Origin of the sequence: Providencia sp. PROV119 (assembly GCF_028482435.1) — a bacterium.
Classification (GTDB): Bacteria; Pseudomonadota; Gammaproteobacteria; order Enterobacterales; family Enterobacteriaceae; genus Providencia; species Providencia stuartii.
This window is the reverse complement of the sequence record NZ_JAMPQL010000036.1, coordinates 24286-34236: the sequence shown is the minus strand read 5'-3', so window position 1 is coordinate 34236 and position 9951 is coordinate 24286. Positions and strand designations below refer to the sequence as shown.

Here is a 9951-nt window from a genome sequence, read left to right as displayed (position 1 = left end):
GGCCTATCGTAAACAGTTAGAAAACTCTAGTTTAGGGTGTCTTAATTAATGGGGAGTGGACACAACTTAACGCTAGTCTCAATCAATGCTATTTGAGGAAAATTACCGACTTTTAGCTGTACAAGTTTACCTATAACTGGGCTACTATATCGGTAGAAAACGGTCTTACTGGCTGTTATGCCACAAAATACACGTAAACCAGAGCTTTCGCAGGATTCAGAACTATTTTTACACTTAAGTTTATCGCTGCGATACTGTGTTAAGAATGGTTTTACTGATGATTTTTGGCTCATAAGTGTTACCCTAATTAACGCTTATTATAAAAGTATTCAATGTGTTTAGACTAAAGTGCAGATTGGTGCATTTACAATGCTCATTGGGTTTTAGCCCCATAAACAGCCTACATTTTAACCTACACTCAATCATGGGATTCTGTGACATTCTCTACAATAAAATGGAGTCTAATGAGACAGCCAACGGACACAGGATTAAATAAATTCAACAGATTAGACAAACAAGCTTATGACTGATAACCAAAATTTTGAATCCCACACACCAATGATGCAGCAGTATTTAAAACTAAAAGCACAACATCCTGACATATTGCTGTTCTATCGTATGGGGGATTTTTACGAGCTTTTCTTTGATGATGCCAAAAAAGCGTCTCAATTATTAGATATTTCGCTCACCAAACGAGGGCAAACGGCGGGTCAGCCTATTCCAATGGCGGGTGTACCACACCATGCGGCCGAAAACTATTTAGCAAAATTGGTGCAACTGGGTGAATCTGTCGCGATATGCGAACAAATTGGTGATCCCGCAACGAGTAAAGGTCCTGTTGAGCGTAAAGTCGTACGTATTGTTACACCGGGTACAATCACCGATGAAGCATTGCTGAATGAGCGGCAAGACAATCTATTGGCCTCAGTCTGGCAAGAGCCTCAAGGCTATGGCTTTGCAACCTTAGATATCACGTCGGGGCGCTTTATCATCAGTGAATTCGATGACGAAGAGTCTCTACAAGCAGAGCTACAACGTACTCGCCCTGCTGAATTACTCTATCCCGAAGACTTTGCGAGTATGGCGTTAATCGAAAACTGTAAAGGCCTGCGTCGTCGGCCTCTATGGGAATTCGAGCTAGAAACAGCAAAACAGCAGCTTGGCCTACAATTTGGCACAAAAGACTTAATTGGGTTTGGGGTCGAAAATGCCTCGAGAGCGCTACGCGCTGCTGGCTGCCTTCTCCAATACGTCAAAGATACTCAACGTACGGCATTACCTCATATCCGTAGCATCATCATGGAAAAACAAACAGATAACGTTATTCTGGATGCTGCAACACGTCGAAATCTTGAGATCACGCAAAACTTATCTGGCGGCACAGATAATACTTTAGCGTCTATTTTGGATTTATGCGTTACCCCGATGGGAAGCCGCATGCTCAAGCGTTGGCTTCATACCCCATTGCGCCATATACAAACACTAACGAATCGCCAACAAGCTATCGCCGCCTTACAAGAGTGTGGTTTCGAGCTATTACAGCCATTACTACGTCAAATTGGTGATTTAGAGCGTGTACTTGCCCGTTTAGCTTTACGCTCTGCTCGCCCTCGCGATTTAGCACGTATGCGCCACGCTTTTGAACAGTACCAAGAGATTCATCAAATCCTCAACCAATCTAACAGCGAATATCTGCAAAACTTGCAAAAACGTATTAACCAGTTTGATGAGCTACAGGATTTACTGCAACGTGCGATTATTGATGCACCGCCTGTATTGGTGCGTGACGGTGGCGTTATCGCTCCGGGTTATAATAGCGAACTCGATGAATGGCGAGCACTTGCCGATGGAGCTACAGACTATCTTGATAGACTAGAAATTCGCGAAAAAGAGAAGCTGGGCATTGATACCCTTAAAGTGGGCTACAATGCGGTACACGGCTATTTTATTCAGGTCAGTCGCGGTCAGAGTCATTTAGTTCCTATTCATTATGTACGTCGTCAAACGCTGAAAAATGCGGAACGTTACATTATTCCTGAACTAAAAGAGTACGAAGACAAAGTCTTAACCTCAAAAAGTAAAGCGTTAGCTATCGAAAAAGCACTCTATGATGAGCTTTTCGATATGCTATTGCCACATTTGGCAGACTTGCAAATCAGTGCGGAGGCTCTTGCAGAGCTCGATGTGCTCAATAACTTAGCTGAGCGTGCTGAAACACTTGGTTATGCTTGCCCACAACTCACAGATAAACCAGGGATCCACATTACTGAAGGACGCCACCCTGTGGTCGAGCAAGTCCTGAGTGAACCATTTATTTCTAATCCGCTTTCACTTTCCCCACAACGTCGCCTACTTATCATTACAGGCCCTAATATGGGGGGTAAAAGTACCTATATGCGCCAAACTGCATTGATAACACTACTTGCCTATATTGGTAGTTTCGTACCTGCAACAAAAGCGGTCATTGGACCTGTTGATCGTATTTTTACCCGTGTTGGCGCATCCGATGACTTAGCCTCCGGGCGTTCAACCTTCATGGTTGAAATGACTGAAACGGCTAATATTTTACACAATGCAACAGAGCAAAGTTTAGTCCTAATGGATGAAATTGGTCGAGGCACTTCAACCTATGATGGTTTGTCACTTGCTTGGGCTTGTGCTGAAAACTTAGTTAACCGAATCAAGTCCATGACTTTATTTGCCACACATTACTTTGAATTAACAACCTTACCTGAAAAATTAGAAGGCGCGGTCAATATTCACCTTGATGCAATGGAGCACGGCGACACCATCGCCTTTATGCACAATGTTCAAGAAGGAGCAGCAAGTAAAAGTTATGGCCTTGCGGTAGCCTCTCTAGCAGGCGTCCCTAAAGATGTTATTAAGCGTGCCAAACAAAAGCTCAAAGAGTTAGAAATTATTTCAAATAATACCAACGCGAGCCATGTTGATAGCGCACAACTCAGCTTCTTAGTGCCAGAAGAGCCATCCCCTGTTCTTAGCGCTCTTGAAAGTATCGACCCTGATAAGTTAACGCCAAGGCAAGCGTTAGATTGGTTATATCGTTTAAAGGAAATGGATAAGTAGTATGCAAGACCACGCTGAACTTCTAGCGCCTATCAGGCAGTTTTTACGCTGTGAAACGCCTGATAGTTGGGTTAAAAAAGCCAGTGAACCAGAAAGCCTCCCTATACTCTTAAAAGATCATCTATTATGTGAGCTAAAGGCGGCGCAAAGTGCGATGTTTTTGATCCGTAAATATGCGGTTGATAAAGAGAGTGCGGCAACATTGCTTGCTTGGTTTAAGCCTTATGAAGACTTTGCCTACGATCGTATTGGTGATATTCATACGCTAAAGAATAAAAACCAAATATCAAAACAGATCTTGGCGAAAAAGCAGTCACCCTATAGCCAAGATTTAATTGATAAAATGGTACTCTTGATTAAAGAAGAGCTGCACCATTTTTATCAAGTGCTGGAAATTATGCATCAGCGAAATATTGCTTATGATGGTATAACGGCAAGTCGATACGCTAAAGGGCTATTCAGTCATATGAGTGGTCATGAACCACAAACATTGGTCGATAAACTGATTATTGGTGCTTATATTGAAGCTCGATCATGTGAACGTTTCGCGAAATTGGCTCCTTTTCTAGACGATGATTTGGCGAGCTTTTATGTCTCATTACTGCGCTCAGAAGCGAGGCACTATCAAGATTACCTACAGTTAGCGCAATCAATCAGTAAAACAGATATTAGCGAGCGTGTTGAGATGTTCGGTCTCGTTGAAGCCGAACTTATCACCTCAGTAGACCACGATTTTAAATTTCATAGTGGCGTTCCTGTGTGACGGTAAGCTAAAGTCTATGATGAGAAACTCGACCATTTATTATCATTAACGAAAAAAGCCCTCAATCAAATATTGAGGGCTTTCGTTATGTATTCACAAAGATATTTACATATTAAATAAGGCTTCTAAGGAAAGCTCCTCTCCTTGTAAAATATCTTTTAACCGCCTTAGCCCTTCCACTTGTATCTGCCGCACCCTTTCTCTTGTTAACCCAATTTCTCGGCCAACTTCTTCTAGTGTCTCAGCTTCATAGCCTAATAGCCCAAAACGCCGAGCAAGGACTTCTCGCTGCTTTGGATTCAATTCAAATAACCACTTCACAATATTCTCTTTTAAGTTGTTATCTTGAATTGTATGCTCTGGGCCTGATTCATTCTCATCAGAGAGAACTTCAAGTAAAGATTTCTCTGAATCGCCAGCAATAGGCGTATCGACCGATGTAATACGTTCATTTAAACGCAACATACGGCTGACATCTTCTACTGGCTTATCAAGCTGTTCAGCGATTTCCTCAGCGCTAGGCTCGTGGTCGAGTTTTTGCGCTAATTCGCGGGCAGTTCTAAGGTAAATATTGAGCTCTTTGACGATATGAATTGGGAGGCGGATGGTTCTAGTTTGATTCATGATGGCACGTTCAATCGTTTGACGGATCCACCATGTCGCATACGTTGAGAAGCGGAACCCCTTTTCAGGATCAAACTTTTCAACAGCGCGAATTAACCCTAGATTACCTTCCTCAATAAGATCTAATAATGCTAATCCCCGATTATTATAACGTCGAGAGATCTTAACAACTAACCGAAGATTACTTTCAATCATGCGCTGACGTGAAGCAACATCTCCACGTAGCGCTCTCCTCGCGTAGAAGACTTCTTCTTCGGCAGTTAGGAGCGGAGAGAATCCAATTTCACTGAGATAAATTTGAGTGGCATCCAGAACACGCTGATTCGTGTTCTGGAGTAAATCCATTTCATCATCTAGTTCAGTAACCAGATCCTCTTCTTTGAACTGACTCTCATCAAAAGCATCATCCATCATGCTATCGTCGAGGTCATTGTATAACTCGTTAGCTTTCAGCGAACTTTGGCTCATCAGTGACTCCTACCCTTGATAATGAGGGCAGAATGTCATTGCACTCTGCCCAGTTTATCGCTGCGGTAAGTAGCGCAGCGGGTTTACTGATTTTCCCTTGTAACGAATTTCAAAATGTAATCTAACCGAACTCGTTCCGGTACTACCCATCGTGGCTATTTTCTGACCCGCGGCAACATCCTGCTGGTCACGCACAAGTAACGTATCGTTATGTGCATAAGCACTCAAGTAGTCATCGTTATGTTTTATTATTATAAGATTTCCATATCCGCGTAGTGCATTTCCTGCATAAACCACTTTACCTGGAGCAGAAGCAAGTACAGGTTGACCTCGTGAACCGGCAATATCAATGCCTTTATTTCCACCTTGAGCATCAGAGAAACCTTCTATTGTTTTCCCTTCCGCTGGCCAACGCCATTTTATCGATGAGCTATTTGTACTGCTTGCTGTCGTCGTAGAGGCGGTAGAAGCTGCCGTCGTTGTTGTTGCCGTAGAAGTTTGCGTTGCAGGCTTCTTATTATTAGGCAACATCTTACCTGAATTTTGACCGCTTCCATTTGCAGGATACGCATTAGTTGTTCGAAGATCAACCGGTTGCTGATTACTATTTGATGAATTTGAGGCCAATTGCCCGTTTGAGTTCACATTTCCGTTACCAATATTGATCACTTGCCCAACATTTAGGCTATAAGGCTCTGCAATATTGTTTTTAGCTGCTAACTCACGGAAATCATTACCAGTTATATAAGCAATATAGAATAGTGTATCACCGCGTTGTACGGTGTAAGTACTGCCACTGTAGCTACCTTTAGGGATGCTACCATAGTCGCGGTTATAGATAATACGCCCTTGCCCATCCATATTGACTGGGGCAGAGGTACGAATAGATGATGAAGAATTCGAAGACAAATTAGGTCGAGAAGAAGGCATCGCTGTACTTGTACCACCAGTAGGTGCCGTTCTTTGAACAGTTTGTTGACTTGATTGACTCGTCTGACCGTCATTTACGCTAGAAATAGGCGCTGCTGTATGGTACGGAGTTGAACATCCAGCCAATAATGCCCCGCTAAATGAAAAGATCACCGCCCATCGAATTCTGCTTATTGGGCTAACAATTTTCATGCTTCTTCTCCCGTGAAGAAAAATCTGACATAGCAAATAAATTTGTGTCAGTAAAACATTAGAGCCTGTTAGCTCTCGTCACTAAAAGTATTTTGCTTATTAAAGCAGAAATATAAAATATTGAACAAGCCAAATATATCAAAAATATAACAATTTGAGATTATGACTTAATGGAAAATACAACATTCTTAACTTTAAGCTGTTAAAGTGCCCTATTTTACCAAATATGACTATAAGCAAAAATTACGCTAAGTCACCCGCTACTAGCGGAACAAAACGTACTTTTTCGACCACATTAGCATGATAATCATTCCCTCGGCGCGTAATTAGCTTCAGCGCTTGATCTTTATCCCCCACAGGCAGAACCAAGCGCCCGCCTTCTTTTAATTGCTGTAGTAACCGAGGCGGAATTTCACTGGGTGCCGCCGTCACGATAATTGCATCAAAAGGCCCTTTAGATTGCCAGCCTTCCCAACCATCACCATGACGAGTGGAGATATTATGTAAATCAAGCTGCTTAAAACGACGTTTTGCCGTCCATTGCAAACTTTTTACCCTTTCAACAGAAAAAACATGTTTTGCAAGGTGCGCTAAAACAGCGGTTTGATAACCTGACCCTGTACCGATTTCTAATACATGATCTTCTGGCTTAATCGCCAGTAATGCAGTCATTTTTGCAACAATATAAGGTTGAGAGATAGTTTGCCCATAACCGATAGGTAATGGAATATTATCATAAGCCTTATGCGATAGGGCTTCGTCAACAAAGCGTTCACGAGGAACCTGTGACAAAGCATCTAACAGGCGCTCATCGTGAATTCCCTGTTGGCGTAGTTGTGCCAAAAGTTCTTTCATGAGGCCTGTTCTCATTTTACTTTCACTCCCGATTTTTCTAACCACTCTTCAACTAATGAATGTGCTTTATACGCTGTTAAGTCAACTTGTAATGGGGTAATTGAAACATAACCTTGTGATACGGCTTCAAAATCAGTACCCGGCCCAGCATCACGGATCTCCCCTACAGGCCCTAGCCAATACAACATATTACCTTTAGGATCTTCAAGGTTGTAGACTTCTGAAGCAGCATGACGGCTACCACAGCGAGTGACTTTGATCCCTTTAACATCCTCATAAGGAATATCAGGAACGTTAATGTTTAGTATGTTACCTGCCCGTAAAGGGTTTTTATGTAATAACGCGAGAATATCACAGGTTATTTTTGCAGCAGTTTCAAAATGGGTATCTCCATCCAATGAGACCGCAATTGAAGGTAACCCTAAGTGCCTCCCTTCCATCGCCGCAGCAACTGTCCCTGAATAGATCACATCATCACCTAAATTAGGCCCACAGTTAATTCCTGACACAACAATATCCGGTCGTGGCCTAACGACTTTATTCACACCAATGTAAACACAATCTGTTGGCGTACCTTCTTGTACAGAAAAGTCACCATTAGCAAGAGTTTGGATCCTTAAAGGCCTATCTAACGTTAATGCGTTCGATGCCCCACTACGGTTGCGATCAGGCGCAATCACTTGCACCTGATAATATTGACGTAAAGCGGCCGCCAATGTCTGGATCCCCGGTGCAGTCACACCATCGTCGTTACTCAATAATATCTTTAACATCGGCACTATCCTGATTAATGATTTCTCGCACCACGCTTGTTGCAAAGCTTCCTGAATTAAGGAAAAAATTGAGTTTTAATGTAGTCTGGTCAATCCATTGCCATTGAAAATTTTGCGGTTTCACAATCATCGCTCTTCGTGTCGATGAGACGCGTTCGTTTTTCATCAGTGTCATCAAAGAGTAATAGCTTTCTAAGCTGTTGGTTTCAAAAACCAGTGCATCCTCTTGCGTACCTAATTCGCCATCACCGGGCAAAGGCGCAGTGATACTCAATTCGCCAGAAGCAACACGTGCTTGCAAGGTAGGCAACTCTTCTGCCGTTGCAACAAACCAACTTCCACGCCCTGTTAGTTGTAGCGCATCACCAAGTAATACTTGGTTTATGGTTTGGTTTTCAATCCGTTCACTTGCAACATGGTTAAACATAGCACTACGTGCGGCAGATAAATAGAAACTACGCTTATTACGTTCACGAACCGTAATTTCTTGGTTCGCCCAACGTAATGCTTGGGTTAAGTTTTGCCCATCACGGCCAAACCTTTGTTCCCCAAAATAATTCGGAATGCCTTGTTCTGCAACTTTCTGTAAACGAGCCTCAACATCCTCAGGTACTGAAATATCTCGGATCGTCAATTCAAACTGGTTGCCTTTCAATGTTCCAATACGTAACTTGCGTTTTTGTCTCGTTGTCGCGATGACTCTACAACCATCAAGCTGCCATAATGAAAAATCAGGCGTTTCTTTACCTGGCATTTGTAAACAAAACCACTGTTCAGTCACTGCATTACGGTCTTTTAAACCCGCATAGCTCACTGAACGAGCTGAAATTTTTGCAAATTTAGCTAACTGTTCAGCCACAAATAATGTGTTGCAACCTGTTTTTTCAACGCGAACCATAACGTGTTCGCCTTCGCCGTCCAGTTCGAAGCCAAGATCTTCTTTGACAATAAAATCTTCTGGCTGACTTTTTAGCTTACCTGTTGAGAGAGGTTTACCATGCAGGTACTGTACATTCATGAGTTTCATTACCATTATCTTTCACTAACAGCACTACCGCCGCACATGCAATGCCCTCTTTACGCCCAACAAACCCCAATTGCTCGGTTGTTGTTGCTTTGACATTAATATCATCCATGTGACATTCAAGATCTTCAGCAATATTGACGCGCATTTGCGGGATATGTGGCAACATTTTTGGTGCTTGAGCCATAATAGTGACATCAATATTTCCAATGCTGTAGCCTTTTTCTCGAACATGGCAGTAAGCTTTTTTTAGCAATATGCGGCTATCTGCACCTTTGTATGCAGGGTCGGTATCAGGGAAGAGCTTACCAATATCACCAAGTGCTGCTGCACCTAAAATAGCATCTGTTACTGCGTGTAATACCACATCACCGTCAGAGTGTGCCAATAAACCGTGTTCATAAGGGATACGGACACCACCAATAATGATAGGACCATCACCGCCGAACTTATGCACATCAAAACCGTGCCCAATTCTCATTATTTATTCCTTTTATTTCATTCTAGAAAGATAAAATTCCGCCAGTGCCAGATCTTCTGGTCGAGTCACTTTCAGGTTATCAGAACGTCCTGAAACTAATACAGGTTGATAGCCGCAATATTCAAGTGCAGAGGCTTCATCTGTGATAACCGCATTCTCTTTCAAAGCTTTACTTAAGCAATCTCGCAATAACAACAAAGGGAAAAATTGTGGGGTCAATGCATGCCATAAGGCTTCCCGCTCCACTGTATGATCGATGAGATCAGAAGCTTTTCGGCTCCGTTTCATAGTATCCCTGACCGGAGCTGCCAAGATCCCTCCACAACAATTTTTTGTTGATAATTGAATAATTTTATTTAAATCGTCTTGATGCAAACAGGGGCGTGCCGCATCGTGCACTAATACCCACTTATTATGCATATTGCCGTCTTGGGCTAAAAAGTCTAACCCTGCTAATACCGAATCTGCTCGCTCTTTGCCACCTTCAACTGTCGTCACGCGTGAATCTTGCGCAATATCAAGCTTAGCAAAATAGTCGTCATCAGGACTCAACGCGATAACAACACTGGCAACATGAGGATTCAATAGCAATGCATTAATTGTATGCTCAATGATAGTTTTCCCTGCAACCTGCAAGTACTGTTTTGGGCAATCGGCCTTCATACGACTACCAATACCTGCCGCGGGAATTATCGCAACCACTTGCGAATCTACCCCAATTATTGAGTTATTCATTATGTTGGATCTTACATTG

9 protein-coding genes are annotated in these 9951 nt (G+C 42.6%); 2 read left to right on the top strand and 7 right to left on the bottom strand.

What is annotated here, in order from left to right:
- The first annotated feature begins 522 nt into the window (after positions 1-522).
- Together mutS and miaE are read left to right on the top strand one after the other, a co-directional pair.
- Positions 523-3087, top strand: coding sequence for a DNA mismatch repair protein MutS (mutS, locus tag PSF11_RS20335; RefSeq protein ID WP_061064741.1), 2565 nt, complete (start codon positions 523-525; stop codon positions 3085-3087).
- 1 nt (position 3088) lies between these two features.
- Positions 3089-3850, top strand: a complete 762-nt coding sequence (gene miaE, locus PSF11_RS20330) for a tRNA isopentenyl-2-thiomethyl-A-37 hydroxylase MiaE (RefSeq protein WP_004922898.1) — start codon at positions 3089-3091, stop codon at positions 3848-3850.
- Between the two features lie 105 nt (positions 3851-3955).
- On the opposite strand, the gene rpoS is transcribed toward miaE, so the two are convergent.
- The 7 genes from rpoS to ispD all read right to left on the bottom strand — a co-directional run bounded on the left by rpoS (position 3956) and on the right by ispD (position 9932).
- Positions 3956-4942, bottom strand: coding sequence for an RNA polymerase sigma factor RpoS (rpoS, locus tag PSF11_RS20325; protein WP_004922901.1), 987 nt, complete (start codon positions 4940-4942; stop codon positions 3956-3958).
- Between the two features lie 54 nt (positions 4943-4996).
- The gene (gene nlpD / locus PSF11_RS20320) at positions 4997-6064 is read right to left on the bottom strand and encodes a murein hydrolase activator NlpD (RefSeq protein WP_014656629.1); all 1068 of its coding nucleotides are present in this window, start codon (positions 6062-6064) and stop codon (positions 4997-4999) included.
- 243 nt (positions 6065-6307) lie between these two features.
- Positions 6308-6934, bottom strand: coding sequence for a protein-L-isoaspartate(D-aspartate) O-methyltransferase (locus PSF11_RS20315; protein WP_004922905.1), 627 nt, complete (start codon positions 6932-6934; stop codon positions 6308-6310).
- Complete coding sequence (gene surE / locus PSF11_RS20310; RefSeq protein WP_004922907.1) at positions 6931-7692, bottom strand: 5'/3'-nucleotidase SurE; 762 nt, start codon at positions 7690-7692, stop codon at positions 6931-6933. The genes PSF11_RS20315 and surE overlap by 4 nt, the downstream gene beginning before the upstream one ends.
- Positions 7670-8719, bottom strand: coding sequence for a tRNA pseudouridine(13) synthase TruD (gene truD, locus PSF11_RS20305; protein ID WP_061064739.1), 1050 nt, complete (start codon positions 8717-8719; stop codon positions 7670-7672). The genes surE and truD overlap by 23 nt, the downstream gene beginning before the upstream one ends.
- Positions 8685-9197: a 2-C-methyl-D-erythritol 2,4-cyclodiphosphate synthase gene (gene ispF / locus PSF11_RS20300; protein WP_004922911.1), complete on the bottom strand. Its 513-nt coding sequence runs from the start codon at positions 9195-9197 to the stop codon at positions 8685-8687. Before ispF ends, truD begins: the two co-directional genes overlap by 35 nt.
- Before the next feature lie 12 nt (positions 9198-9209).
- Positions 9210-9932 (bottom strand): 2-C-methyl-D-erythritol 4-phosphate cytidylyltransferase, encoded by a 723-nt coding sequence (gene ispD / locus PSF11_RS20295; protein WP_014656631.1) that lies wholly within the window; start codon positions 9930-9932, stop codon positions 9210-9212.
- Positions 9933-9951 lie beyond the last annotated feature (19 nt).